Raw genomic sequence first — 23,291 nt, forward strand, 5'->3', positions numbered from 1 at the left:
TGCGGCCCACACCGTGAAGGGCTCTGCACGGGGGATTGGCGCGTGGCAATTGGCCGAATTATGTGGCCAAGCTGAAGAGGCCAGTAAGTCCCGCCCGCTCAGCCGGGATGAAAAACGCGCCTTTTACGAAGCCATTACAACCGAGATGCAAGCGGTAATCGGCGAGATTGCCGTGATCGAGCATCACTATGCTTTGGCTTCGCTGCGTTAGTCTTCTTTTGAGGATGGTGATTTAGCCGACAAAGCGTCAAACGCTTTGAATTCATAGGCGATGCAGCGGTCCATCATGGTGCGCCAAACTGGGTCGGCGATGGACATGGATAAGCCGTGTTTTTCAGCGCTGACGGCAACTTTTGCGATCACATCGGCGATGCGGGCTTCATCCCGCACAAGGCCGCGATGCCCCTTGATCCGGGCGGCTGCATCCATAAAGCTCTGCCGCTCAGCAATCAGCGCCACCAGCATTTGGTCCAAGCGGTCAATCTCATAGCGCACGTCTGCCATGGTTTGGCAGGTGGCAGCCGTATTGCGGCTTTCTAGGTGATTATCAGTCATGGCCGCGCAGATAGACTAGACTGCGGGCAGACGCAAAGCCTCAATCACTAAATCACCCAGTCATCGCCAGTTGCTTCCGATTTGATCCAGTCGAGGAAGGCTTTGAGGGCAGGGGTCATGGTGCGGCCCTTGGGACGCACCAACCAATAGGCAAAACCGACTTTATCGCCTTCACCGGAAAAAGGCGCGACCAGACGCCCAGATTGCAGGTCGGCGGCGGCAATCGCGCGTTTGGCCAAAGCCACCCCTCGACCAGAGGCGGCCGCATCAATCACCATGGCAGACTGGTTAAAGCGCAAGCCCTGATTGCCATCGGCGCGCTGCACGCCGCGCGCGGTCAACCACATGGACCAATCTGGACAGGAAGGGTCATTATCGGGGCTGACATCGTGAAGCAGCGTATGGCCGACCAAATCTTGCGGCGTGCGTAAGGGTTTGGCCCCTTCCAAGAGAGCGGGGCTGCACACAGGCAGAACTTCTTCGCTCATCAGCATTTCTGAGGTGACGCCTTCATAAAAGCCTGGGCCATAGCGTACCGCCAGATCGACATCGGCATAGGCAAAGTCGACGAGGTTCATATCGGCTGCGACCCAGACCTGAACATCAGGATTGGCGGCTTGGAATCTGTCAATGCGCGGCACCAGCCATTTGGACGCAAAGGATGGGGCAGCAGATACCGACACACGTTCCCGCCGCAAGGGCAGGCGCATTTGCCGCACAGCATCATCAATGCGCTCAAAGGCTTCACGCAACAACGGCATGGAGGCGCGGGCAGAATCGGTAAGTTCCACAGCCCGCCCTAAGCGCCGAAACAAGGGTTGGCCGACGAAATCCTCAAGGATTTTAACCTGCTGGCTGATCGCCCCCGGCGTTACGTCGAGGTCTTCAGCCGCTTTGGTGAAAGATAAGCGCCGCGCGGCCGCTTCAAAGGCGCGCAATGCGTTCAAGGGGGGATAGGCAGTGCTCATAGAGAAAGTCTAATGCCAGAAAGTAGGCAAGACAACGATCAGAAAATCTATTTTTACAAGTAAGGGCTTTCATGGTTCAACAAACATGGCCCGGAGCAGGGCTCGACACCCACCCCCCAAGCCGTTTATGCCCGTGCCATGACTGCCTTGATCGAGCCTTTCCGCGCCATTTCCATCAGCCGCCTTGCCCATTCCATGAAGGCCCGTGGGGAGAAGGTGATTCATATGGAGTTTGGCCAACCCTCAACGGGTGCCCCGTCCAAAGCGATTGCCGCAGCCCATCAAGTCTTAGACACCGATGGTATGGGTTATTGGGAATCTAGCCCTTTGAAGGAGGCGTTAGCTGGCCGCTATCAAGACCTTTATGGCGTTCATATCGATCCAGAGCGGATCGTGTTGACCTGCGGGGCATCGCCCGCCCTGGTGATGGCTTTGAGCTCTGCCTTTGCCCCTGGGGATGTGATTGCTTTTGCGAGCCCGGGCTATGTCGCCTATCGCAATACTGTCAAAGCGCTGCATCTGACACCGTTAGAGCTTGTGTGTGGCGAGGCGACGCGGTTTCAGATTTCAGCGGCGCAAATAGAGGCATTGGAGCCGGCACCGAAAGGCCTGATCCTCGCCAGTCCTGCCAATCCAACCGGCACCATCATACCCGCAGAGGAACTTCAAGCGATTGCCGAGGTCTGCGCCCGTCGCAATATCCGCATCATTTCAGACGAAATCTATCATGGGCTAAGCTATGTTGGGCCAACCCACTCGATGTTGGAATTTGCACCCAATGCCTTAGTGGTCAATTCCTTCTCCAAATATTTCTCGATGGCTGGCTGGCGATTAGGCTGGCTGGTGGCTTCCGATGATCTGGTTGACGCCGCCCGCGCCCGCATGGGCAATCTGTTCTTGACCGCCCCCTCCTTGGCCCAACATGCAGGACTGGCGGCGATGGATTGTATTGACGAGCTGGAAGCCAATGTCGCCACCTATCGCGCCAATCGCGAGATCATCTTACGTGCCTTACCAACCATGGGCGTGACGCGCATCGCCCCGCCCGATGGGGCCTTCTATATCTATGCCGACGTCAGCCATTTGACCGACGACAGTATGGGGTTTGCCCATCAGATGTTGGCTGATACAGGCGTGGCCATTGCACCGGGCGTCGACTTCGATCCGGTCGCCGGCCACACGCATCTCCGGTTCAGTTTCGCCGTTTCGACGCCACAAATCGAAGATGCGATGGCCCGTTTGACCCCTTGGTTTAATAAAAGAAGCGCTCTTCGCTGATTTTGCCGTTAGCAACGGTGTATAAAGCGACTTCATCCATCGCAATGCGCTCTCCACTTTCTTTGTTCGTGATGTCCATGACAAAGCGCAGGGCGAATTGATTGCCGTTCACATAGGGGCCATGGGTTTCCACACTATGGACTTCATGGGCCCCATACCACCACTCGCCTTTCGCAAGCAGAGCAGGAATGCCCTCTGCGACGCTGGAAGGGCCTTCCATATTCTCAACACTGCGCACATTCTCAGCCCAATATTTCAAGCCCGCTTCATCCATTTGGCCCGCTTTGCACATGGCAGCAAAGTCCTCGGCAACTTCCTGTGTCGTCATTTTCCATACTCCGTAGACTAGAACATAACAGGAACATACTTTTTACGGCCCGGCAAGAGGGCCCGGCAGGAGGGATGCATACAAAAGAGGAGATTAGCCGTGGGGCCAGTCAGAGTCAGGGCTTGGAATTGGCCATGGGCGCGCCTTTTTCGGGTACGCCTTGCGCAGCCTTCCGGCTGAGCAGATGGCGCAACCACCGCCGGCTCGGCTGCTCAAACCAAATATGGACTAAGGCTGCTGTGATCAGCGTGAGGGTCAAAAGCACTGCGACTTCTGGCAGCCCCATCCGATAGGTCTTCTCAAGCTCAAACCACTTTTGCATCACATTGCGCCACACCATCAGGAGAGGCATGTGGACCAGATAGAGGGCAAACGAAGCCTCGCCCCCAAACTGCATCCATTTGTGTGACAGGAAGCTGCGCTGACCCGATTTTGCCAAAAGCCCCAGCGACAAGACAAAGGGGCCAGCCATGGCGACAATCAGGCGGTCATCGATGTGGGCATGCATGGCCAATAGCACGGCGACAGTCATGAACAGCGCAAATAGGCTGGCTTGAACCCGGGTTAGATTGATCTTTTGGCCAAGATAATAGAGGCCAATGCCATAGAGGAATTCGGGAATAACCAGCATGATCCCGAGGTTTTCTTGTGCCTCTGTCAAAATCGGGCCGAATAAGCTTTGATAGGCAAGGTCAAGGGCCACAAAAATGGCAATGGCCAAACCAATCAGCCATAGGGGGCGTTCGCGCCAACGCAGGGCGATCCAAGCAAAGGCTGGAAAGCACAAATAGACAAACCACTCTGCTGAAAGAGACCAAGATGGGCCGTTCCAATTGGCCATGTCTTGGGTTGGAAGCCACGCATGCACGAGAAACAGGCTCGTGAGAAAGCTGAAGATCGAGAAATTATTTGGATCAATCGGCACACCCACAAACCCGGCACCCAAAGTGAGGGCTAAAACACCCATCAAAATGAAGAAATGGGCGGGATAGACCCGGGCAAACCGCGCGCTGATGAAATCCCAATAGGCAGGGGCTTTTTCACCGGTGAGATAGACATGTGTCAGGATAAAGCCAGACAAGATAAAGAAGATATCCACGCCCAATCGAGCGCGATTGAGGATGGGGGCCGCTTCTACGGGCAGGACCCAAAAGAGTTGGTAGTGAAAGAAAACAACGCCTAATGCGAGAAACAACCGCACACCCGTCAAAGGCTCAATTGTCGGAGGGAAGTTATAGAGGCGTGTGGGTGCGATCACAGAAGGTTCTCCAAAGTATCGTGGTCATCGCACCAACATGATGAGGTTAGGCAAGGGTGTATCAGATCAACACCTTTTAAAAAATGGAATAGAGTGGCAAGCAAGATGTACGCCAAACCACGGTAACCACACGCCTTTGGGCCTAAACCTCTGAACTCTCGATGAACGCAGGCTTTTGTAATTTGGCTAAAAAGGCGGTGACGGTCAGATTAGCCAAGACATTGATTGTTGTTGCTGTTCGATCGGTGATTGGATTCACCGCAAACAAAATGGCTAGGCCTTCAAGTGGCAAGCCTAGGGCCAATAAAAGGGGCGCTACAGCAATCATGCCGCCGCCGGGAATGCCTGGAACCGTCGCATTGAAGATTGCGGCATAGGCCGCTGCAAATGCAATCTCTTGCGGACCAAATGGTGTGCCGTACAGAAGGGAGAGAAAATAAGTCGAAAACACCCAAGCATAAGCCGTTGATGGCTTAAAGGTGGAAACCGCAAACGGCAGTACAAAGCCATAGACGCGTTCCGGCAACCGCCAAACATCGCGCGCCGTTTCAATCATGGCAGGTAAGGCGGACAGGGACGAACTTGTGCCCAAAGCCACCGAAACCGGGTTTGAAACACCGATCAAGAGCTTGGACAGCGCCAGATTGCCCCAGATTGCCAGCCCAGCAAGGAGGCCTAAGCTGAACACCAAGGCAGCACTTACATGGACGGTGATGAAATATCCCAGCGCCGTAAAGGCCTCCCCGCCAAGTTTGGTGCCGACAACGAGGGTCAGTCCAAAAATCCCAAGGGGCGCAACCAGCAAAACGCCTTGGACCAATAAGAGCATAACAGAACTTATGGTTCGGCAGGTACTGACGATCTGGCTTCTCACCTCTGGTGGGGCAATTAAGCTGGCAAACCCAAATGCGATTGCAAAGATCATCAGCGACAGCATCGTGCCATCGGCGGCAGCTTTGATCGGGTTGATTGGGATCAGATTTTTGAACCATGTCGCGATACTGGCGTCGCCCGTCGGGACTTCGGCTGCCTGAACCGAGGCCCGTAACTTGTCGGTGATACCCTGATCTAAGCTCAAGCCTGAGAAGACAAATTGCGTACTTAAGGCCGCAAGGCCTGCAAAGCAGATGCAGATGAGGAAAAAGCCAATCAGGGTCTGTAGGCTGATGTTCCCAGCCGAACGGCCATTCTCAGCCCCCGCGATGGCCCCGATCAAAAGTGGTACGATCAACGGAATGATGGTCATGCGGATAGCATTGATCCACATGGTGCCGACCACATCAAAGAAGGCAATAGTGGCCTGCGTCCCAGCGCTCTCGCCCATGCTGGCAAGAAAACCGCCTGTGGCAAAGCCAAGAACGAGGCTTAAAACACACGCCAGAGGTAGCAGCCCCTGCCATCGCTCGAAAAAATTCTGCGGCCTCGGGGCTGTCGAAAGCGCTGCGTCTGCCATGTCTCAAATCCAGAAATTCGGTCGAACCTGGATTTTACTAGCAAGTAGGGGCAGGCCCTAAAAGCCTCAGACGCGAAACATTTTTGATCTACTGTCCGCTGATGGCGTCAGAAATTGCGGCCTTGGCCGCGCAAGAGACAAGGCCATTGCGGGTCTTGGGGTCTAGCGAGGTCGCTGTTTCAACAGCCGACTGGATCGACCCATCGATAGAGGTTTTCACAATCGCCGTCACCGCATCAATATGCTCAGCCTTCAATTTGGGGCCAAGCTCTGTTTGCAAACAGCCGCAAAAGCTTTCAGATTGGCCCGCCAATTGGCATACGAGCTTGGTGTCCAGCACTTCGCCCACGGCTTTGGCGGCATCTCCTGCCACACTTACAGCAGAGCTTTTAAGCTCTTTCACGGTTTCAGCGGCTTCGGTGGGGGCTTGGCCACAGGCGCTTAAGGCCAAAGTAGCAGTTAGGAGTAGGGCGGTTAGACTTTTCATGCGTGTCCATTGCCCTGTTCTGCCATCACAAGAAACCCACAAGACTGTGACTGGGCTGCGGGCTGGCGTTTCTGGGCACTCTGGCTGGCTTATTCCGTCAAGCGCAGGGATTCTTCTAAGGTCTTTGCCAATTGCCGGAACGCGGCACGCACTTCGTCGGGATTGTCGGCATGGAAGTAATAGCCAGCCGAAGCACAAGCCTGCAGGGCAGGGGTGATTTGGTCATAAACTGGCTTCACCCACGTATTAAAGGCCCCGTCGCCATCCAAGCGGACATATTTCAATTGAACCACGCCAACGCGGAAGCCACGCGATTTTAGATCTTGGCAGGCGGTGCTGCCAATGGGGCCCGGCGAGATGGCATTCCAGTCAAATTGCATGCCATCGGTGACAATGACGATGAATTTCTCGGGTCTGGCTTGAGATCCATCACCCGCCCCGCTGGTTAGAGTGTTGCGACCAGTTTGGATGGCCGGGGTTAGACGCGAAGCCGCGGCCGAATTTCCACCCGGTGCCAGTTTAAAGGTTCCGACGAAATCGCGTGCAGCCTGCATGTCGGAGGTAAGCGCGAGTTGGCGTTCCCACGAACGCGCCATGCGTGCGACGCCATAACGGGCCCGCAATCCGCGCGGATAGGCATCGTGCAATTCATCAATCAGGATTTGGACGCTTTCCTTCATGATGTCATGGCGCAGCTTTACCCCATTGGCATGGGCACGTTGCTCTGAGGTTGCATAGATATTGCTATTGACCAATTTGGTTGGAAAATGGCACGCAAACGCGCAATTTTTATGTTCAGGGTCGTTTTTCGAAAGCAGGCGCAATTTGTCACGCCCCGCTTCATCGGCTGCTACCCCCATCGAGGCTGAACCATCCAGCCACAAATCGATGTCGACATAACGATAATCGGCCTTACGCGCGCGGGCAGAGCCGGTAATCGGCGTAGAGGATCCCCCCATCAGCCCCGGCGCTACGGTGGCTTGATTTGCAGAATAGGTGATATAGGCGCTTCGCACCCGCCCAGTTTCTGTCGTGACGTCAAAACTGGTTACGGCGTTGCGCTCGCTTGCGTTGAGATTGGCCATGAAGGTTTTCTCAGCGACATCCTCCATGTCTTCATCCGCCGTCGTCGGCGCGATAGCGGCCAGGGCAGCCGTATCAGCCGCAGATTGATACTTTGCCTTGCCGCTGGAAATCATGGCGAGTTGGATCGAGCCAACCCCAACCAGTAAAAGTGCGGTGGCAGATAAAGCAAAGCTGAGCGCAATGGTTCCGCGCTCGCCCTTAAGCCGCGCCCCCCATTCGATCCATTTTTGCCACTTCACCCCAAACGAACGCATTCGCTTTAACCCTGATTTCGTGCCCTGGGGCCGGATTAGGGGCTATTTCTGAATCCTTTGGAAGTATGTCTAGTTAATGCCAAACTAACCACTTCGTTCAATTTCAATTACTTATAAGTATTGTTGCAGTATAAACAGCATATTTTATCATAATTGAGCTGTCGCGTTATTTGACATCAAATTGATTTATTCTGAAATCTCAGCCGCTTAGCGTTTTGTATGCCTCGATGTCCAAAAGGGTTACCAGCCGTTAGATAAATTTGAGTTGTAACTGACTGTTTCCATTAACTATAGCACCAAAAAAATTCAGGCTCACTGCATTATTTTTCGGGCTTTCAGAGCCTAGCAGTGTGAATAAGGTTCTAAATCTGGGAGAAGGATGACATGCGCGCGCTCTTCTCCCTATTTCAGAACCGTTGGGCCAATCAGCCTTGGAAACCTGCACTGGGTGCTGGCTTGGCGATTACCGTCATCGCAGGCCTTAAAGCTTGGGGCATGCTGGCCTATTTGATTGCGCCCTTAGGGGCATCTGCAACCTTAGTTTGGATGGTGCCCAAAAGCCCTCTTGCGCGACCGCGTGCGGTTATCGGGGGAAGTTTGATCTCAGCTTTGATCGGCTTTTTCGTTTTAAGCTTGTCGGGGTCGACACCTTGGGCGATGGGTTTTGCTGTCGGCCTTGCCATCTTTGCCATGGTGATGATCGACGTTTTGCACGCCCCAGCCGGTGCGTTGCCCCTGGTGATCGGCATCAATCACCCAGAGCCTGTTTCCTTTATGGCAAGCTTGGCGGCCTCAACCATTCTTCTGGTTCTGCTGGGGCTGATCTACGTCCGGCTGACAGAGCCAAAGACCAACCCGGCCCCAGACCCCAATTAGAGCTGCGACGGAAAATCAGGCGAGGGCCGTTTCAGTCTGCATGACACAGACACTTCTCACCCGACGTTCCGCCCTTATAGGGCTTTCAGCCCTTGTTTCCGCGCCCGCTGTCGCCCAAACCCGGTTTGAGGCAGCAAAAGCCTATTCAACCGCCCGACGTGGCATTTCCATGTTGGTGATGCAGCGCGGTCAGATTCTGTTTGAGGATTATCAAGGGCAGGGTCAGCGCTTTAAGGGTTGGGAATTGGCCAGTGGCACCAAAAGCTGCTCCGGCGTCATGGCCGCAGCGCTTGTTCAAGACGGCTTACTCAAGCTTGACGAAGTTTGCGCCGACACGCTGCCCGAATTTTGGTCTGATCGGTATCGCAGCGCCATAAAGCTATCCGACCTCTTGCATTTGGTCAGTGGCATTGACGGGAAGGGTGGACGCAATTTTGGCGATGTCCCAACCTATGCAGAAGCCGTGGCGGTTCCTTCAACGAAGGCCACCGGCACGCAGTTTTCCTATGGCCCTGTGCCATTTCAAATCTTCGGGGAAATCGTGCGGCGTAAGTTAATCGCGGCCAAAACAAGCGATGCTGACCCGTTGGCCTACTTAACGCGGCGTATTTTTACGCCTTTGGGCATCCGTCCGATACGTTGGCAGCGCGGCAGTGATGGTATGCCTCACTTACCATCGGGCGCGGCCATAAGCGCGCGCGACTGGGCAAACTTCGGCCAATTTGTTTTGGCTGGAGGCGTGCATCGCGGGCGGGCTTTGGTCGATTCGGCTGCGCTGCGGGCTAATTTTGAGGCCAGTTCGGCCAATCCTGGCTATGGTTTGACCTGGTGGCTGCCGCGTGCGGGCATGATTGGTCCGGGACCACGTTCTGGTGTGGCTGGAGAGGCCGTGTCACTGGCCGGGTTAGGCAGGCTTTATATGGCGGCAGGGGCGGGCAATCAGCGACTTTATCTCTTGCCCGATCAAGACATGGTCATTGTGCGCCAAGCCGATGGCATTCGTGAAAGTGTGCGTCGCGGCGCGGGCGATTGGTCGGATCAGACGTTTTTAAGCCTCGTTTTGGGCGCTTAAGCCTGCCCACGACCGCGTGCTTGAACAGCCTCGCGATTGGCGGCGACTTTGTCGGGTGTGACTTGATTGTTGCGCTCGGTTGAGAAGGCGGTTTCATGTTGCAAGCCCGCGCCAAAGGTCATGGCAAAGCCATCATTGATCAGCTTCTTATAGTCTTGCTGTGCTTGAGCCGGCATGGTGGCCATGTCGGCGGCCAATTTTAAGGCGGTGGGCATCAAATCCTCAGGACTAACAACCCGATTGACCAAGCCCCACCTCTCGGCGGTCTCGGCATCTAAGAAATTGCCGGTAAGGGATAGCTCCTTCGCGCGATATATCCCGATCAGGCGCGATAATTTCTGCGATAGGCCCCAGCCGGGCATAATGCCAACGCGCCCATGTGTGTCGGCAAAGCGCGCAGCGGTCGAGGCAATTAAGACATCGCACGCCAAAGCGACCTCAAAACCGCCCGTGATCGCGACACCATTGATCGCCCCAATAACCGGTTTTGTGCTGGTCTCAATCGCGCGGACGGGATTGGCTTCAGGCTTTTCTGCGGTCGCATCCCCCATAGCTAGCGGGTCGGTCGACAATTCCTTCAGATCTAGCCCTGCCGTAAAGGCCCTCCCGGCACCGGTCAAAACAATGACCCGGATGGCATCATCCTGATTCAGCTCTGTAATGGCATCATAGAGCGCCGATCGCATGGCCTTCGACATGGCATTCATCGCCTCTGGCCGGTTAAGCGTGACAATGGCGATGGCGTCTTGACGGTCAATAGTCAGAGTCATGGGACTTCCTTCAGGCTTTGGTCTTAGTCAAACAGCGCAGACCTTGTGCGTGGCCCAGCCGGAAAAGGCAATGCCAGGCTTCAATTGATCGATTGGGGTGGGGCAATTGTGACCATCAGCGGCAAGTGGTCTGACCCCACATCCGGCCCCACTTTGCACGCTAAAACATCCACGTCACGGACCAAAACATGGTCGATCGTGACCTTGAGACCTGGAATTCGATCCAATTTGGTGCCGCTCCAGCCAATTGGCCGCCACGTTCCAACAGCCGGACCGCCACAAGCAACACGCTTAAGCCCTGCAGTTTGTAACAGGTTATAGAAGGGCAGCGCACTTGGCGTGGTGTTGAAATCGCCCATGATTACCACAGGACCCGGCTCGTTTTTCACCGCTTCTGCCAAAGTCGCCAGTTCGCGGTTACGCACACGCAGGCCTTCGCCCCGCCCGCGTGTTGGGTTTTGCAGATGCAGCACGATCAAGGTGAATCCTTCGCAGCGTGCCTTCAGGCCAAAGTTGCGGCCTTCGAAGACGGCTAACTCGCCATTGGGCCTCACAACTTTGCAGCCCAAAGTCTCAACGCCCCAAGTTTCCTTAGATGGGGTTACAAACTCTGGATGGCCAATTCCTGGAAATAACTCGCGCAGATTGCTGTATTCGGGGACTTCGCCGAGACCGATTGCTTTGGCTTGCTTCACTTCGGGCAGCAACGCAAAGCTCTTCAAAGCAAGGCGATTATCGTGAATATTCGCCCAAGCTAGGGTCTGGCCACCCCCAATCTCTGCTTTGGCTAGGTTCGAGGGCGGATAAAGTGTTGGCACGCGTAGATTGAAGAATAACAAGGCCACTATAGCAAAGGCCTGCACCAAGGTCATGACGCGCCATTTGCCGAGCCAAAAGGCAGCCAAGCCCACCAAGCCGAAGACCATAATCAGCCGATCCCATGCGCCAAACAAGGCCAAGATCCAATGGAAAGGGGCGGCAAGCGCCAGGGCGCATAGGCCCAAGGTCGCAAGCCCGATCAATCCCAAGGCCAGACGCACAATCCAGATCAGAATGGTCAAGCGGCTTGTTCTTTCTCGCTTGGGCCAAGCCAGGCTTCAAGGTCGCTCAAGGCGCGAACCGCCAGCGCCTTTTTGCGCAGGCGCCCTCGTTCTTTCCCTTTCCCACCTGCATCTTCACTCAATTCCGGAAACAGTCCGAAATTGACATTCATGGGCTGGAAGCTGCCTTTGCCGCCGTCGACATGCCCCCCCGTGACATGGTTCAGCAGCGCGCCCAAAGCGGTTGTTATCGGGGGCAAATGAGGTTCGCGGCCCAAACGCTCCGCCCGGGCAAAACGGCCCGCGAGGAGGCCAATAGCCGCACTTTCGACATAGCCTTCACAGCCTGTAATCTGCCCGGCAAATCGAATATCGGGGCGCGATTTCAGACGCAGGCTTGCATCTAACAATTTGGGCGAATTGAGAAATGTATTGCGATGAATGCCACCCAAGCGGGCAAATTGGGCCTGTTCAAGGCCGGGGATCAAACGGATGACTTCGGTCTGGGCCCCATGTTTCAACTTGGTTTGAAAGCCGACCATATTGAACAATGTGCCTAACGCATTGTCTTGGCGCAGTTGGACCACGGCCCAAGGCCTTTTGCCGGTGCGAGGATCGACAAGACCGACCGGTTTCATCGGGCCAAAGCGCAAGGTTTCGCGGCCGCGTTCGGCCATCACTTCGATCGGCAAGCAGCCTTCGAAATAGGGTGTGTTTTCCCACTCTTTGAAACTGGTCTTTTCGCCCGCCAATAAGGCATCGATGAAGGCTTCATATTCCTCTTTGTTCATCGGACAATTGATATAGTCCGCCCCATCGCCCTCGGGGCCCACTTTGTCCCAGCGGCTTTGGAACCAAGCAATGTCAAAATTGATGCTCTCGCGGTGCACGATGGGCGCGATGGCATCGAAAAAAGCCAACTCATCCTCTCCCGTCACCGATTGAACCGCTTGGGCCAAAAGGTCCGAGGTTAAGGGGCCGGTGGCGATAATGGTGCTGCCCCAGGATTCCGGCGGCAGCTCAGTCACTTCTTCGCGTACTAGGGTGATCAAAGGTTCTTGCGTTAGTGCTTGGGTCACAGCTGCCGAGAAGCCATCGCGGTCTACGGCTAAGGCAGAGCCAGCTGGGACTTTGTGCGCATCCGCGCACGCCATGATCAGCGAGCCTGCGCGCCGCATTTCCGCATGGATCAACCCAACTGCATTGAACTCCCAATCATCAGAACGGAATGAATTTGAACACACAAGCTCTGCCAAACCATCGGTTTGGTGCGCGTCGGTTTTCCGAACAGGGCGCATTTCGTGGAGAATGACAGGAACACCCGCCCGGCTGATCTGCCAAGCCGCTTCGCTTCCGGCGAGGCCGCCGCCAATAATGTGGATAGGTTTTACATGGGTCATGCCGCTTCAAATAGCGCAGCCTTGGCCTCGAGGGGAGGGGGCGGGCTCAGTCGCCACACCCCGCTACTGTCATTCTTTGCGCCCTTTTGGGTGTTTAGCGCGATCAAGCTTGTTTGATTACCCCTCTTGCACGCCAAAAGGATATAGCCGAAGGAAAAAGCGCATGAGCAGGGGACGCCAAGGGCTGTTTGGCCCGCGTACCCATTTTGAGGAATTTCAATGTCTAAGACTTTCTCCCCTTCTGAAGCGGCTTTCTCTCTACTTGAATTGACCAAGCGCCAGCCTCAATTCGTGATGCGTTATGCCATGCTTTCTGCCGGGGTAATGGCAATTAACCTGTTGCTGGTTGCGGCTACCGATGCGGGCGAGGCGATGCAGCGCTATCTTGTGCTGGCGCAAACCGAAACCATGCCTCAAATGGATGAAATACAGGCCATTCTGGGACCTGCTATGCCGGCTTTGATTTTTTCCTATGTGACCAGCGCCATCTTGAGCGCCTTCTTGGCCGGGATGGCCTTGCGAAAGACCCTGCACGACCGCGAGGAAGGCTTTTGGGGGCTGCAAGCTGGCCCGATTGAAGTGCGCTATCTGATCGCGACGGTGGCCCTTATTCTCATCATCATGGTCACCAGTGCACTTCTTGTGATGATTTCAACCCTCTTGGCCGGTGTTCAAGGCGCTCTCGGCAGCCTCGCCGCCCTTGCCTCCATCGGTGCCCTGTTTTGGTTTGGCATGCGCTTAAGTCAGTTTGGCGTCATGGGGGTGGTGACTGGCACGCTAGGCCTGAAAGAATCTTTTGAACAAACCAAGGGCAAATTCTGGCGCTATGTGGGGGCCTATGCCTTGTGGTTGGTGGTTGTGATTATTCTGGGCATCATCGTGCAAAGCCTTGCCACGATCGGCGCCTCGGCGCTGGGGACCCGAATTGGCTCAGGCCTGCCTGCGAATTTGGAGGAGTTTGCGACCGCCGGTTGGGCGTTTTACACCTTGTTCTATGGGATGGTCACGGGCTTCCTCAATCTCGGCTTTATCTGTATTGGGGCCTATGCGTGGCACCAAAGCCGGGGCGACTTACCCCCGCCGAAGTCGGACATCTAAAGACCTATCGTCTTAAAAGTCGAAGTCTGCGGTTACGGGAACATGGTCTGACGCCTTTTCCCGTGCCCGCACCATACGCCAGATTTTGACCTCTTTCAGTCGATCTGCCGCCTGTGGGCTGATGGCGAAATGGTCGATGCGGATGCCATGATCCTTGGGCCAAGCCCCTGCTTGATAGTCCCAGAAGGTATAAGCATGTTCGGCCCCATTCACTGCCATGAAGGCGTCTGTCAGGCCCAGATTTAACAGCCGTCGCCAAGCGGCACGGCTTTCGGGTTGAAACAAAGCGTCGCCCATCCAAGCCCCCGGATCATAACAATCACCTGGCCGGGGGATGATGTTCCAATCACCTGCAAGGACTAAGGGTTCTTCAAGGGCCAGAAGGCCTTTAACATGATCCTGAAGGCGGGCCATCCAGCGTAGCTTGTAGTCGAATTTCTCGGTGCCGAGTGGATTGCCATTAGGGCAATACAGATTGGCGATCCGCACCGCCCCATTGGGCGTTGCGACTTCCACTTCCAGATAGCGGGCTTGCAGGTCCTCTTCCTCGCCCGGCAGGCGGTTTTGTGCCACTTCTGCAGGCAATCGGGTCAATATCGCCACGCCATTATAGCTTTTTTGGCCGGAAATGAAGCAATTGTAACCTGCGTCCTCCAAAGCCTCACGCGGGAACTTGGGTTCTTCGCACTTGATTTCTTGAATACAAACAACATCCGGACTGGCCTCCTTAAGCCATTCCAAGAGGTTTGGCAGACGCGCGTTGACAGAGTTGACATTAAAAGTCGCGATGCGCATTAGTCCGATCCTTGAAGCTCTAAACCCAAGTTAGGGTTTAGTGGAATTCGAAAAGTTTAACAGCCCCGACGAGGTTCCCCATGACACGCCGCTCTTCTTCCCCTCGCAGACCTGCTTATTTGGTTGCTGGTCTCATCGCGATTGCTGGCGGCTTGGTGTGTGCTGGGGCAGCTATGGCCCAGGAAGCCGCTCAACCTGCACCTGCAGCAACAAGCCAACCGTCCACAACGGCCACCAACACACCTGAAACAACCCAAGCCCAAGCACCCGCCGCCAAACCAAAGCGTCGCGGTGCCCGCATGGTTTGCAAGCAAGAGGCGATTTTGGGAACACGCCTTAAATCAACACGCACCTGCCGCACGGCAGACGAGTGGCGTCGCATTTCCCGTGGTTTTCAGGATTCCTTGAAAGCCACGACCGATAAGGGTGGCGCTGTTTTCAGCGGCAGCTAATTTTCTGATGCCGGCTTTTAGAAGCCTTTGAATTGGGCAATTTCATCGAGAGGTGCGCGCTCGGTCCGCAATTGATTGATCGGCGCGTCCTTGTCTTCATAGCCCAGCGCTAAACCGCAATAGATGACTTCATTGTCCGGCAAGCCAAAATGGGTTGCGAGGCTTTGCCGCACCATGCCCCAAGCCTCTTGCATGCAGGTGGCCAGCCCGCGCTCTTCAGCGACCAAGCAGATCGTCTGCATCAGCATGCCCATATGGGCCCATTGGCCATGGCCCATGGAACGATCAATCACAAAGAAGATGCCAACAGGTGCACCAAAAAACTGATAATTGCGCGACATCTGGCCCAATCGCCCAAGCTTGTCTTCGCGGGGAATGCCAAGGATTTGGTACATATCTTCCCCAACCTTGTAGCGGCGGGAACGATGGGGTTCTTTGACTTCGGCAGGATAGATGGGGAATTCACCGGCTTCACCGCGGGGATTCTCATTCAGCGCCTTTTGTGCCAATGCCACAACGGCATCGCGCTCCTGCCCGGTGACAACGATCATTTTCCAAGGCTGTAGATTGCCGCCGGAAGGCGCAGAGCGGGCGATATCTAACAGCGCGCGAACTTCCTCTAAGGGCACGGGATCTGGCTTAAAGGCGCGCACAGATTTGCGTTGCTTCACAGCGGCTTCAACATTCATGATTTTTTTCCTGAGCTGGTATTTTTTGCCAGACTACGGCCAAATGCGCCTTTAGGGCAAGCTGCCTATTAGACAGAAAAGCTAATCCCACAACCGCAAGAGGATTTCGCATTCGGATTGCGGATTTTAAAGGACGAGCCGATCAGATCATCGACCCAGTCAATTTCTGCACCCTCTAGAAAGGGGAGAGAGACTTGATCGACGGCGACTTTGGCTGCGCCCTTTTCAATAATGACATCATCCTCGCCCGCCTGCTCGGCAAAGCCAAATTCATATTGAAAGCCCGAGCAGCCCCCACCATTGACGGCGACACGAAACAAGTTCGCGCCGGGCTCGGTGGCAATGAGATGTTCAATTTTCGCCGCTGCGGCATCTGAAACAGAAAAACCTGACTGCATGCGTGTAAGCCTATCTTCATTTAAGGGCGCGAAAAGGCAGCCTGAACGCCAAGCTGTTTTCTTTTCCGTCAACTTTATCCCTATATGGGGTAGAAACTTGTTTTGAGGAAGACCCTGATGCCTGTCCAACCGCGCCCAGCGCCTTTCGCCGCAGATCCCGCCAAGAGTCGCGGCAGACGCTGGTCAGAGCCAGAAAGCCAAACACGCTCTCCCTTTGAGCGTGATCGCGACCGGATCATTCATTCTACAGCTTTCCGGCGCCTGAAAGGGAAGACCCAAGTTTTTGTTGCCCATGAGGGCGATCACTTTCGCACCCGTCTGACCCATTCCTTGGAAGTGGCCCAAATTGCCCGTTCGGTATCGCGCCGCCTTGGACTTAACGAAGATCTGGCCGAAGCCTGCGCCTTAGCCCATGATTTGGGACATCCGCCCTTTGGTCATACGGGCGAGCATGCGCTTGATGATTGCATGAAGCCTTGGGGCGGGTTCGACCATAATGCGCAGACCTTGCGTGTATTGACGCGCCTTGAACGCCGCTACCCCGGTTTCGATGGCTTGAATCTAACGTGGGAGACCTTGGAAGGCACGGTTAAACACAATGGTCCGATGCTGGCCAAGGGGGTGACGCTGGAGAGCTTGGCCCCGGTTTGGCAAAATCTAAATGCTGAATTTGACATGGGGCTCACGACTTTTGCCTCCGCAGAAGCCCAAGTTGCTGCGGTTGCCGATGACATCGCCTATAATAATCACGATATTGACGATGCCTTGAGTGGCGGCATTTTTACCGACGCAGAATTGTGTGACAGCGTGCCCTTGGTGCGTGAAGTCTATGACGAGGCCGCCCGCGACTTTCCCAATCTGGACCTCGGTCGGATGCGGGGGGAAGTTATCCGCCGCTTGATTGGCATATGGGTGACTGATCTTGTTGTTGAAAGCCAAAGACGCATTGCGATCTACAACCCGCAGTCGGTGGACGAAGTGCGTGCCTTACCACAGGCTTTGGTAGGCTTTTCTGACGAGATGATTGCAAAAGCCGCAACGCTTCGCGAATTCCTCTACGCAAAAATGTATCGCCATTGGCGGATGAATCGCTCGCGAAGCCAAGCTCGGCGAATCGTTCGGGAATTATTCGACGTTTTTCTGGCCGAACCCGATACTTTGCCGCCAGATTGGTTGCATCTCCACAGCAAAGATTCCACGAAGGCAGCACGCTTGATTTGTGACTACATCGCTGGAATGACTGATGATTTTGCAATTGATGAGCATCGTCGGCTCTTCAATCTTGATCGCACCTTGTAACAAGGGGCTGGCGCCGACTTAATTGAGAGTTACAAGAAACTTTCTTTTATGTCTGGAGTAGATTCGCATGGCCAACCGGGATCGTGATTCCTTTGACGATTACGACACTGATGATCAAGACGATGGGTTCTTGACCTTTGATGCGCGCGAAGAAGAAGAAGATCGCAGTCGTGGCCCGCTGATCATTGTTGGCATTGTGGCCGTTTTGGCCTTGATCGGCGTTGTCTTCTGGCAGGTCTATTCGTCAAATCGCGAACCATCCGAAACCCCACAAGTGGCGGCCGACACGGGCTCCTTCAAAGCACCAGGGGATGCAGCGGCGACCGCTCCAGTCGTCGGCTCTGATCTCGATAAGGGCGTCTTTGATGCTGCAAGCGGTGCTTCCGCTCCCGCACTCGACGTTCAGCCGGCAAGCCCAGTTGAAGCGCCCATGTTGACCGATGGCAGCGCAGCCCCAGCTGCAGTCGCGCCCGCGCCAGCCCCTGCTGCGGCCCCTGCCAAGACTGCGCCGCCTAAACAAGTCGCGGCTGCAACACCGGCACCTAAGCCTGCGGCTACCGCACCTGCCACCAAACCGGCAGCAGCTCCGGCAGCAACCAAGACCACGCCAGTTGTAACCAAGTCTGCAGCGCCTGCGCCCGCTAAAGCCAGTGCGCCAGCCGCGCCAAAGGTTGAGCCTGCACCTGCAGCGGGAACGGGTTTTGCGGCTCAATTGGGGTCGTTTAAGGACAAAGCCTCCGCCGATACAGCTTTGGCGCGCTTCCGGGCTTCTGGCCTGTCGGGCCCTGTTTCGATCGTTGCAGCAGACCTCGGCGCGAAAGGGACGTGGTATCGCATCCGCGCCACGGGCTTTGAGTCCCGCTCAGAAGTCGAAGTATTCTGCGGTAAGGCGCGCAGTGCGGGTGCCCAGTGCATTCCAGCCTCGCGCTAATATGAGGGGCTGGCGACCTTAGCATGGCAGTCGCCTGCGTCATTGATGTGGCAGGACCCGTCCTGACGTTGCAGGAGCGGCGGTTATTCGCCGCACGCGATCCTTGGGCATTTATCTTGTTCGGTCGGTCCTGTGAGACCCCCGCCCAAATTCGTGCCCTGTGCGAGGACCTGCGTGACAGCGTTGGGCGGGCTTGCTTGATCTTCATCGACCAAGAAGGCGGGCGGGTACAACGCTTGGCCCCGCCGATTTGGCCACGACTTCCTGCCTTATCCTTTTATGGCAAGCTCTGGCAGGACAATCCTGCGCACGCGCGGGAGGCTTGCGCGCTGCAACATCAGATTATGGGCCAAATGCTGCGCGATGTTGGGATTGATGCCAATTGTGCGCCCTGTCTAGATCTGCGCTTGGAAGGGGCAAGCCACGCCATTGGTGACCGGGCTGTGTCGGCAGACCCACACTGCGTCGCTGAGCTGGGTCAGGTTGGGCTGGCTGGCCTCCAATCTGCTGGTGTTGCTGGGGTTTTGAAACATATGCCGGGTCAGGGGCGAGCCGCGCTAGATAGCCACGAGGCTTTGCCCCGGATTGCGGCCTCGAAAGATGTGTTGGAACAGGATTTGTTGCCATTTCGGGCTAATCAATCAGCCCCCATGGGCATGATTGGCCATGTCGTATTTGAAGCCATCGACCCTGTTGCCCCAGCCAGCCAGTCCGCCCGCGTCGTTCAACATTGGATCCGCGACGCCATGGGGTTCGACGGTCTATTGATGACCGACGATTTGACCATGAAAGCCCTTGATCAACCCGATGAAGTTAAGGCGGCCCGCGTGTTTGAGGCCGGCATTGATATCGCCATGCGCTGCCATGGCACGCTGGAAGAGCGGGACGCCTTCCTGCAGCATTGCCCGCCCTTGGCCGGTGCCAGTTTAGACCGGGCAAATCGGGCGGAGGCTTATGCGCCAAAGCCTGCAGTCGCCCTCGACCCCGATCAGCTCTGGGCGCGCTTTACCGAATTGACGGGCTGGGAGAAGGCCATGACCCTCTCTATCTCGCCCGATCCGACCCGAAAGGCGTGGGCTTAGATGGCCAGTGACGACGTCTTGGAAGCCGCCCTGCGCGGGGTGGGTGAAAGCGACATTGCCTTTAGTGTCGAGCTGGATGGCTATGAAGGCCCGCTACATGTTTTGTTGCGCCTAGCCCGTGATCAGAAAGTAGATTTGCGTCGCTTATCGATCTTGAAGCTGGCTGAGCAATATTTGGAATTCGTTGCGGCCGCCCGCTCTGCCCGGATTGATTTGGCCGCAGACTATTTGGTCATGGCGTCGTGGCTGGCCTATTTGAAGTCTCGCCTCTTGCTGCCGCGCAAAGAACGCCCTGCGGGGGAAGAGCCCGTTGAAGACATCGCGGCGCATTTGGCTTGGCGTCTGGCCCGTCTTGATGCGATGCGCGCTTCAGCCGAGGCCCTCTATCAGCGCCCGCAACAGGATTTGGACTTCTTTACCCGTGGTGCGCCTGAAGAAACCGCAGTGACCGAAATCCCCCTGTGGGAGGCAACCATCCTCGATCTGCTCCGCGCCTATGCCGACCAGCGCGTGCGTGGGGTAGAGCCAAAGCATGAAGTGAAAGCGTGGCCGGTCTATTCTCTCGATGAGGCGCGCAAACGGCTTGAGCGTTTGATGCCGCGCGCCAAAGACTGGCAGGCACTGGGTGAGTTTGCGCCACCAGAGACCAGTTTTGCCAAAGAGCCGCCCAGTGCAGCATCCCGCTATGCCAGCCTCTTGGCAGCCAGTTTGGAACTGGCCAAACAGGGCAAGCTTGCCGTGCGGCAATTGGAACATTATGCGCCGCTTTATGTGAAGGCTGGGCCGGAGACTTTGGTGTGACAGAACCCGAAGACAAAAGCGTCGACGACCGCACCTCCCCAGAGGCAATTGCTGCGGCTGTGCGCAGTTTGGCGCGGGCTAAACCTGAACTGGATTTGGTGGACCGGGCCGATTTGTCGGTCGATCCAGCACCCGATGTTGACCGCATGGTTGAGGCCTTGTTGTTTGCCAGCGCAGAGCCAGTGCGCGCCTCTGCGATTGCCGCGCGTCTGCCCGAGGGGGCCGATGTGGGCGGGGCCTTGGCGCGCCTGAAGCGGCGCTATGTTGGCCGCGGTGTCGTCCTGGTTGAAGTGGCCGGGGGCTGGCGATTTCAAACCGCCCCTGATTTGGCTTTCTTGATGGAAGAGCGGCGTGAAGAGCCACGTAAATTGTCAAAAGCGGCTCTCGAGACCTTGGCCATTATTGCTTACCATCAACCCTGTACCCGCTCTGACATTGAAGAAGTGCGCGGGGTGGGGGTCGGGCGCGGCACCTTGGACCTTCTGATGGAGATTGGTTGGGTGCGGGCAGGGGCGCGGCGTCAATCCCCCGGCAAGCCACTGACTTATCGCACCACGCGCGAATTCCTGGCCCATTTCAATCTCGCCAGCCTTGAGGATTTACCCGGCAAGGCTGATCTGCAGGCACAAGGGCTGCTGGATGCCCGTTTGCCGCCTGATTTTGAAGTGCCCCGCCCCATTTCTGCCCAAGATGGCGACGATGATAGCAGCTATGAGGCAATGGATGGCGATGACATCGCTTTCACACAAGACTTCTTTGAACCCTGAGGAAACTTACGCTTTGATAGGCGTCTAGTAATCTCTCTTCGCTATCACGATTGCCTGAGCGCTTGCAGGAAGTGACTGGCAAGCGGGTCCTTGGTAGATTATGTGCATCTGAGCAGCCTTGTGGTTAGGGCCGATCAACGGAACGGAGAATAAAATGGGCAGTATGAGTCTGATGCACTGGTTGGTCGTTGCAGCCGTGGCATTGCTGGTCTTTGGTGGGCGCGGTAAACTGTCCTCCATCATGAAAGACGCCGCAGAAGGCATCAAAGGCTTCCGCAAGGGCTTGGCCGACGAACCAACTGCTGCAGCTTCTGAAGCAGCCAAAGTCAATGATAGCAATACGATTGACGTGAGCCCTACGGCAAAGTCAAAGACCGAAGCGTAATTCGGTCTTCGACCTCTACAATTTTGAGGTCAGGAGTCCTCACGCATGTTTGATTCCATCGGCTTTCAGGAGCTGGTCGTCATTGGTATCATCGCCTTAATGGTGGTTGGGCCGAAGGAGTTACCAGTCTTGATGCGCAAAGCTGGCCAATGGACTGCGCGACTGCGCGGCATGGCGGCTGACTTTCGGGCTAATTTTGATGAAATGGCCCGACAAGCCGAATTGGATGAGTTGCGTAAGGAAGTCGAAGCGCTGCGCAACAATAACCCGATACAAGATATTCGTGACGAGCTGACCAAGCCGTTCGAGACTGGCATCGATCCCTATGCGCCCATCACGCCCTATGGGTCCGACCATCATCACCATGTGACCGAACAAGCCCCCGTGATGGAAGCGCTGCCGCCCGCCGTCGAAGCGGCACCTGAGGCTAAGCCAAAGCGGACGCGCAAGCCCAAGGCTGAAACAAGTGCCGCAGCTGACGTCGTTCCCGAAGCCGAAGTGGCTGCCAAGCCTAAGCGGCCCCGTGCACCACGGCCGACCAAGACAGCTGGAGCCGAAGTGGCGTGAGCGATTTGATCCCCCACCAAAATTCGGACGATCCGCCGCTTTCCCCCGATGAAGCGGCGATTGAGGCCACACGTGCGCCCTTGATGGAGCATTTGGTGGAATTGCGCGATCGGCTGATTTGGAGTGTGGCCTCCATCGCTGTGGGATTTTTCATTTGCTTCGCCATTTGGCATGTTTTGTTGGCCTGGTTGCTCTTGCCCTATGAGAATGCCGTGATCGCGGTTAAGGGGGCAGACGCGCTGAAGTCAGGCATGGGCTTGATTTATACCGCGCCGCTCGAGGCCTTCATTACCCAAATCAAAGTTGCGATGTTTGGCGGCTTTTGTCTTGCCTTTCCGATGATTGCTTTTCAGCTCTATCGTTTTGTTGCCCCCGGCCTCTATAGCCACGAGAAGCGCGCCTTTACGCCTTTTCTGATTATGGCACCGGTGTTGTTCACCTTAGGGGCTGCCATGGCTTACTTCGTCGTGATGCCGATGGTGATGCAGTTTTCTTTGCGCCAAGAACTTGCCCCCGCGACGGGCGGTGTGGGTGTCGTGTATCAGGGCAAGATTTCCGAATATGTCGGAACAATCACCACTTTGATCCTTGGGTTCGGCGCTTGTTTTCAATTGCCGGTGGTCCAGCTTTTGCTCGGCCGGGCAGGCATTGTCGATGGACAGACGTGGCTGGAAAATGGCCGCTATGCGATCTTTGGGATTTTCGTGGTGGCAGCCATTGTGACCCCACCGGATGTCATCAGCCAGTTCTCTTTGGCCATTCCTCTGATTTTGCTCTATTATATCGGCGCGTTCTTGGTGAAAATGGGCGAACCGAAAGAGGCCAAGTCTAGCTAATCTCTAGCGCTTGCGCCGGGTTACACCACGCGGTGGGCCGCCGGGCTTGCGCAGGGGTGTGGTGCCGCGGGCAGGGCCTCGAAGCGCGCGCCGGCCCGGAACGGGCCCGACTTTCGGTTGACTTACAATATCAAATAAAAGCCCGCCGGAGACAGGGGTTGCTTCTAACAGGCGCACCCGCACCTTTGCCCCTAATTCCCAGCGGTCGCCTGTTTCTGAGCCAATTAGGGCATGGCCAGCTTCATCATGATGGAAATATTCACTGCCTAACCGCATGACAGGCACCAGCCCATCACCACCGGTCTCTTCCAGCCGAACAAATACGCCAAACCGATTGACGCTGGTGATACGCGCGTCAAAGGTCGC

Annotated in this window: 28 protein-coding genes; 14 read left to right on the forward strand and 14 right to left on the reverse strand. The window is 55.8% G+C overall.

What is annotated here, in order from left to right:
* The coding region (locus tag IOB61_RS00005) for an Hpt domain-containing protein (protein WP_290810284.1) at positions 1-211 on the forward strand (211 nt) is incomplete at its 5' end.
* On the opposite strand, the gene IOB61_RS00010 is transcribed toward IOB61_RS00005, so the two are convergent.
* Together IOB61_RS00010 and gcvA are read right to left on the reverse strand one after the other, a co-directional pair.
* Positions 208-555 (reverse strand): chorismate mutase, encoded by a 348-nt coding sequence (locus IOB61_RS00010; protein ID WP_290810287.1) that lies wholly within the window; start codon positions 553-555, stop codon positions 208-210. The genes IOB61_RS00005 and IOB61_RS00010 overlap by 4 nt on opposite strands.
* 47 nt (positions 556-602) lie before the next feature.
* A complete protein-coding gene (gcvA, locus tag IOB61_RS00015; protein ID WP_290810290.1) occupies positions 603-1,523 on the reverse strand; it encodes a transcriptional regulator GcvA in 921 nt (306 codons plus the stop codon).
* A 138-nt stretch (positions 1,524-1,661) separates the two neighbouring features.
* Between gcvA and IOB61_RS00020 the strand changes: the two genes are divergently transcribed.
* Positions 1,662-2,801, forward strand: a complete 1,140-nt coding sequence (locus IOB61_RS00020; RefSeq protein ID WP_290810293.1) for an aminotransferase class I/II-fold pyridoxal phosphate-dependent enzyme — start codon at positions 1,662-1,664, stop codon at positions 2,799-2,801.
* Here the strand turns inward: IOB61_RS00020 and IOB61_RS00025 are convergent.
* The 5 genes from IOB61_RS00025 to IOB61_RS00045 form a co-directional block, all read right to left on the reverse strand.
* A complete protein-coding gene (locus tag IOB61_RS00025) occupies positions 2,776-3,129 on the reverse strand; it encodes a nuclear transport factor 2 family protein (protein WP_290810296.1) in 354 nt (117 codons plus the stop codon). The genes IOB61_RS00020 and IOB61_RS00025 overlap by 26 nt on opposite strands.
* Positions 3,130-3,244: 115 nt before the next feature.
* Positions 3,245-4,387 (reverse strand): acyltransferase, encoded by a 1,143-nt coding sequence (locus IOB61_RS00030; protein ID WP_290810298.1) that lies wholly within the window; start codon positions 4,385-4,387, stop codon positions 3,245-3,247.
* A gap of 142 nt (positions 4,388-4,529) precedes the next feature.
* A complete protein-coding gene (locus IOB61_RS00035; protein ID WP_290810301.1) occupies positions 4,530-5,840 on the reverse strand; it encodes a cation:dicarboxylase symporter family transporter in 1,311 nt (436 codons plus the stop codon).
* Positions 5,841-5,928: 88 nt separating this feature from the next.
* Entirely contained in the window at positions 5,929-6,327 is a 399-nt protein-coding gene (locus IOB61_RS00040) for a hypothetical protein (RefSeq protein ID WP_290810304.1), read from the reverse strand.
* Between the two features lie 89 nt (positions 6,328-6,416).
* Positions 6,417-7,667: a vWA domain-containing protein gene (locus tag IOB61_RS00045; RefSeq protein WP_290810307.1), complete on the reverse strand. Its 1,251-nt coding sequence runs from the start codon at positions 7,665-7,667 to the stop codon at positions 6,417-6,419.
* Between the two features lie 384 nt (positions 7,668-8,051).
* Here IOB61_RS00045 and IOB61_RS00050 point away from each other — a divergent pair, with 384 nt between their 5' ends.
* Entirely contained in the window at positions 8,052-8,543 is a 492-nt protein-coding gene (locus IOB61_RS00050) for an HPP family protein (protein WP_290810310.1), read from the forward strand.
* Positions 8,544-8,583: 40 nt separating this feature from the next.
* Entirely contained in the window at positions 8,584-9,615 is a 1,032-nt protein-coding gene (locus tag IOB61_RS00055; RefSeq protein ID WP_290810313.1) for a serine hydrolase, read from the forward strand.
* Here IOB61_RS00055 and IOB61_RS00060 read toward each other — a convergent pair.
* From IOB61_RS00060 to trmFO, 3 genes are all read right to left on the reverse strand, one after another.
* Complete coding sequence (locus IOB61_RS00060) at positions 9,612-10,385, reverse strand: enoyl-CoA hydratase (protein ID WP_290810317.1); 774 nt, start codon at positions 10,383-10,385, stop codon at positions 9,612-9,614. The genes IOB61_RS00055 and IOB61_RS00060 overlap by 4 nt on opposite strands.
* A gap of 80 nt (positions 10,386-10,465) precedes the next feature.
* Positions 10,466-11,446 carry an endonuclease/exonuclease/phosphatase family protein gene (locus tag IOB61_RS00065; RefSeq protein ID WP_290810320.1) on the reverse strand — a complete coding sequence of 327 codons (981 nt, stop codon included), beginning with the start codon at positions 11,444-11,446 and terminating at the stop codon, positions 10,466-10,468.
* Complete coding sequence (trmFO, locus tag IOB61_RS00070; protein ID WP_290810322.1) at positions 11,443-12,825, reverse strand: methylenetetrahydrofolate--tRNA-(uracil(54)-C(5))-methyltransferase (FADH(2)-oxidizing) TrmFO; 1,383 nt, start codon at positions 12,823-12,825, stop codon at positions 11,443-11,445. Before trmFO ends, IOB61_RS00065 begins: the two co-directional genes overlap by 4 nt.
* 219 nt (positions 12,826-13,044) lie before the next feature.
* Between trmFO and IOB61_RS00075 the strand changes: the two genes are divergently transcribed.
* Positions 13,045-13,923 (forward strand): hypothetical protein, encoded by an 879-nt coding sequence (locus IOB61_RS00075; RefSeq protein WP_290810325.1) that lies wholly within the window; start codon positions 13,045-13,047, stop codon positions 13,921-13,923.
* 12 nt (positions 13,924-13,935) lie between these two features.
* Here IOB61_RS00075 and xth read toward each other — a convergent pair whose 3' ends face one another.
* The gene (gene xth, locus IOB61_RS00080) at positions 13,936-14,718 is read right to left on the reverse strand and encodes an exodeoxyribonuclease III (protein WP_290810328.1); all 783 of its coding nucleotides are present in this window, start codon (positions 14,716-14,718) and stop codon (positions 13,936-13,938) included.
* Positions 14,719-14,798: 80 nt separating this feature from the next.
* Between xth and IOB61_RS00085 the strand changes: the two genes are divergently transcribed.
* A complete protein-coding gene (locus tag IOB61_RS00085) occupies positions 14,799-15,170 on the forward strand; it encodes a hypothetical protein (RefSeq protein ID WP_290810331.1) in 372 nt (123 codons plus the stop codon).
* A gap of 17 nt (positions 15,171-15,187) precedes the next feature.
* Here the strand turns inward: IOB61_RS00085 and IOB61_RS00090 are convergent, their stop codons facing one another.
* Both IOB61_RS00090 and erpA read right to left on the reverse strand, forming a co-directional pair.
* A complete protein-coding gene (locus tag IOB61_RS00090) occupies positions 15,188-15,859 on the reverse strand; it encodes a nitroreductase (protein WP_290810333.1) in 672 nt (223 codons plus the stop codon).
* A 68-nt stretch (positions 15,860-15,927) separates the two neighbouring features.
* Positions 15,928-16,257 carry an iron-sulfur cluster insertion protein ErpA gene (gene erpA / locus IOB61_RS00095; protein WP_085340754.1) on the reverse strand — a complete coding sequence of 110 codons (330 nt, stop codon included), beginning with the start codon at positions 16,255-16,257 and terminating at the stop codon, positions 15,928-15,930.
* A gap of 117 nt (positions 16,258-16,374) precedes the next feature.
* On the opposite strand from erpA, the gene IOB61_RS00100 reads away from it, so the two are divergent.
* The 8 genes from IOB61_RS00100 (at position 16,375) to tatC (ending at position 22,925) form a co-directional block, all read left to right on the forward strand.
* Complete coding sequence (locus IOB61_RS00100) at positions 16,375-17,556, forward strand: deoxyguanosinetriphosphate triphosphohydrolase (protein WP_290810338.1); 1,182 nt, start codon at positions 16,375-16,377, stop codon at positions 17,554-17,556.
* Between the two features lie 67 nt (positions 17,557-17,623).
* Entirely contained in the window at positions 17,624-18,487 is an 864-nt protein-coding gene (locus tag IOB61_RS00105; RefSeq protein WP_290810342.1) for an SPOR domain-containing protein, read from the forward strand.
* Between the two features lie 23 nt (positions 18,488-18,510).
* Entirely contained in the window at positions 18,511-19,569 is a 1,059-nt protein-coding gene (locus IOB61_RS00110) for a glycoside hydrolase family 3 N-terminal domain-containing protein (RefSeq protein WP_290810345.1), read from the forward strand.
* On the forward strand, positions 19,570-20,370 hold the full coding sequence (locus tag IOB61_RS00115) for a ScpA family protein (protein ID WP_290810348.1): 801 nt from the start codon (positions 19,570-19,572) through the stop codon (positions 20,368-20,370).
* Positions 20,367-21,137 (forward strand): SMC-Scp complex subunit ScpB, encoded by a 771-nt coding sequence (gene scpB / locus IOB61_RS00120; protein ID WP_367272771.1) that lies wholly within the window; start codon positions 20,367-20,369, stop codon positions 21,135-21,137. The genes IOB61_RS00115 and scpB overlap by 4 nt, the downstream gene beginning before the upstream one ends.
* A 154-nt stretch (positions 21,138-21,291) precedes the next feature.
* Entirely contained in the window at positions 21,292-21,522 is a 231-nt protein-coding gene (gene tatA, locus IOB61_RS00125; RefSeq protein WP_290810351.1) for a twin-arginine translocase TatA/TatE family subunit, read from the forward strand.
* 45 nt (positions 21,523-21,567) lie between these two features.
* Positions 21,568-22,089 carry a Sec-independent protein translocase protein TatB gene (tatB, locus tag IOB61_RS00130; RefSeq protein ID WP_290810354.1) on the forward strand — a complete coding sequence of 174 codons (522 nt, stop codon included), beginning with the start codon at positions 21,568-21,570 and terminating at the stop codon, positions 22,087-22,089.
* Positions 22,086-22,925, forward strand: coding sequence for a twin-arginine translocase subunit TatC (tatC, locus tag IOB61_RS00135; RefSeq protein ID WP_290810357.1), 840 nt, complete (start codon positions 22,086-22,088; stop codon positions 22,923-22,925). The genes tatB and tatC overlap by 4 nt, the downstream gene beginning before the upstream one ends.
* Before the next feature lie 3 nt (positions 22,926-22,928).
* On the opposite strand, the gene IOB61_RS00140 is transcribed toward tatC, so the two are convergent.
* On the reverse strand, positions 22,929-23,291 hold a 363-nt coding region (locus IOB61_RS00140; RefSeq protein ID WP_290810360.1), incomplete at its 5' end, for a S1 RNA-binding domain-containing protein.

Origin of the sequence: Aquidulcibacter sp., assembly GCF_020253525.1 — a bacterium.
Classification (GTDB): domain Bacteria; phylum Pseudomonadota; class Alphaproteobacteria; order Caulobacterales; family Aquidulcibacteraceae; genus Aquidulcibacter.

Excerpts from the sequence above, each read along its gene's own strand:
- IOB61_RS00050 (WP_290810310.1), top strand. The coding sequence starts at position 8,052 with ATGCGCGCGCTCTTCTCCCTATTTCAGAACCGTTGGGCCAATCAGCCT.
- IOB61_RS00060 (WP_290810317.1), bottom strand. The coding sequence starts at position 10,385 with ATGACTCTGACTATTGACCGTCAAGACGCCATCGCCATTGTCACGCTT.
- IOB61_RS00020 (WP_290810293.1), top strand. The coding sequence starts at position 1,662 with ATGACTGCCTTGATCGAGCCTTTCCGCGCCATTTCCATCAGCCGCCTT.
- IOB61_RS00010 (WP_290810287.1), bottom strand. The coding sequence starts at position 555 with ATGACTGATAATCACCTAGAAAGCCGCAATACGGCTGCCACCTGCCAA.
- IOB61_RS00025 (WP_290810296.1), bottom strand. The coding sequence starts at position 3,129 with ATGACGACACAGGAAGTTGCCGAGGACTTTGCTGCCATGTGCAAAGCG.
- IOB61_RS00040 (WP_290810304.1), bottom strand. The coding sequence starts at position 6,327 with ATGAAAAGTCTAACCGCCCTACTCCTAACTGCTACTTTGGCCTTAAGC.
- IOB61_RS00100 (WP_290810338.1), top strand. The coding sequence starts at position 16,375 with ATGCCTGTCCAACCGCGCCCAGCGCCTTTCGCCGCAGATCCCGCCAAG.
- IOB61_RS00075 (WP_290810325.1), top strand. The coding sequence starts at position 13,045 with ATGTCTAAGACTTTCTCCCCTTCTGAAGCGGCTTTCTCTCTACTTGAA.
- IOB61_RS00105 (WP_290810342.1), top strand. The coding sequence starts at position 17,624 with ATGGCCAACCGGGATCGTGATTCCTTTGACGATTACGACACTGATGAT.
- IOB61_RS00085 (WP_290810331.1), top strand. The coding sequence starts at position 14,799 with ATGACACGCCGCTCTTCTTCCCCTCGCAGACCTGCTTATTTGGTTGCT.
- IOB61_RS00110 (WP_290810345.1), top strand. The coding sequence starts at position 18,511 with ATGGCAGTCGCCTGCGTCATTGATGTGGCAGGACCCGTCCTGACGTTG.
- IOB61_RS00035 (WP_290810301.1), bottom strand. The coding sequence starts at position 5,840 with ATGGCAGACGCAGCGCTTTCGACAGCCCCGAGGCCGCAGAATTTTTTC.
- IOB61_RS00045 (WP_290810307.1), bottom strand. The coding sequence starts at position 7,667 with ATGCGTTCGTTTGGGGTGAAGTGGCAAAAATGGATCGAATGGGGGGCG.
- IOB61_RS00055 (WP_290810313.1), top strand. The coding sequence starts at position 8,584 with ATGACACAGACACTTCTCACCCGACGTTCCGCCCTTATAGGGCTTTCA.
- erpA (WP_085340754.1), bottom strand. The coding sequence starts at position 16,257 with ATGCAGTCAGGTTTTTCTGTTTCAGATGCCGCAGCGGCGAAAATTGAA.
- IOB61_RS00115 (WP_290810348.1), top strand. The coding sequence starts at position 19,570 with ATGGCCAGTGACGACGTCTTGGAAGCCGCCCTGCGCGGGGTGGGTGAA.
- IOB61_RS00090 (WP_290810333.1), bottom strand. The coding sequence starts at position 15,859 with ATGAATGTTGAAGCCGCTGTGAAGCAACGCAAATCTGTGCGCGCCTTT.
- tatA (WP_290810351.1), top strand. The coding sequence starts at position 21,292 with ATGGGCAGTATGAGTCTGATGCACTGGTTGGTCGTTGCAGCCGTGGCA.
- gcvA (WP_290810290.1), bottom strand. The coding sequence starts at position 1,523 with ATGAGCACTGCCTATCCCCCCTTGAACGCATTGCGCGCCTTTGAAGCG.
- tatB (WP_290810354.1), top strand. The coding sequence starts at position 21,568 with ATGTTTGATTCCATCGGCTTTCAGGAGCTGGTCGTCATTGGTATCATC.
- trmFO (WP_290810322.1), bottom strand. The coding sequence starts at position 12,825 with ATGACCCATGTAAAACCTATCCACATTATTGGCGGCGGCCTCGCCGGA.
- xth (WP_290810328.1), bottom strand. The coding sequence starts at position 14,718 with ATGCGCATCGCGACTTTTAATGTCAACTCTGTCAACGCGCGTCTGCCA.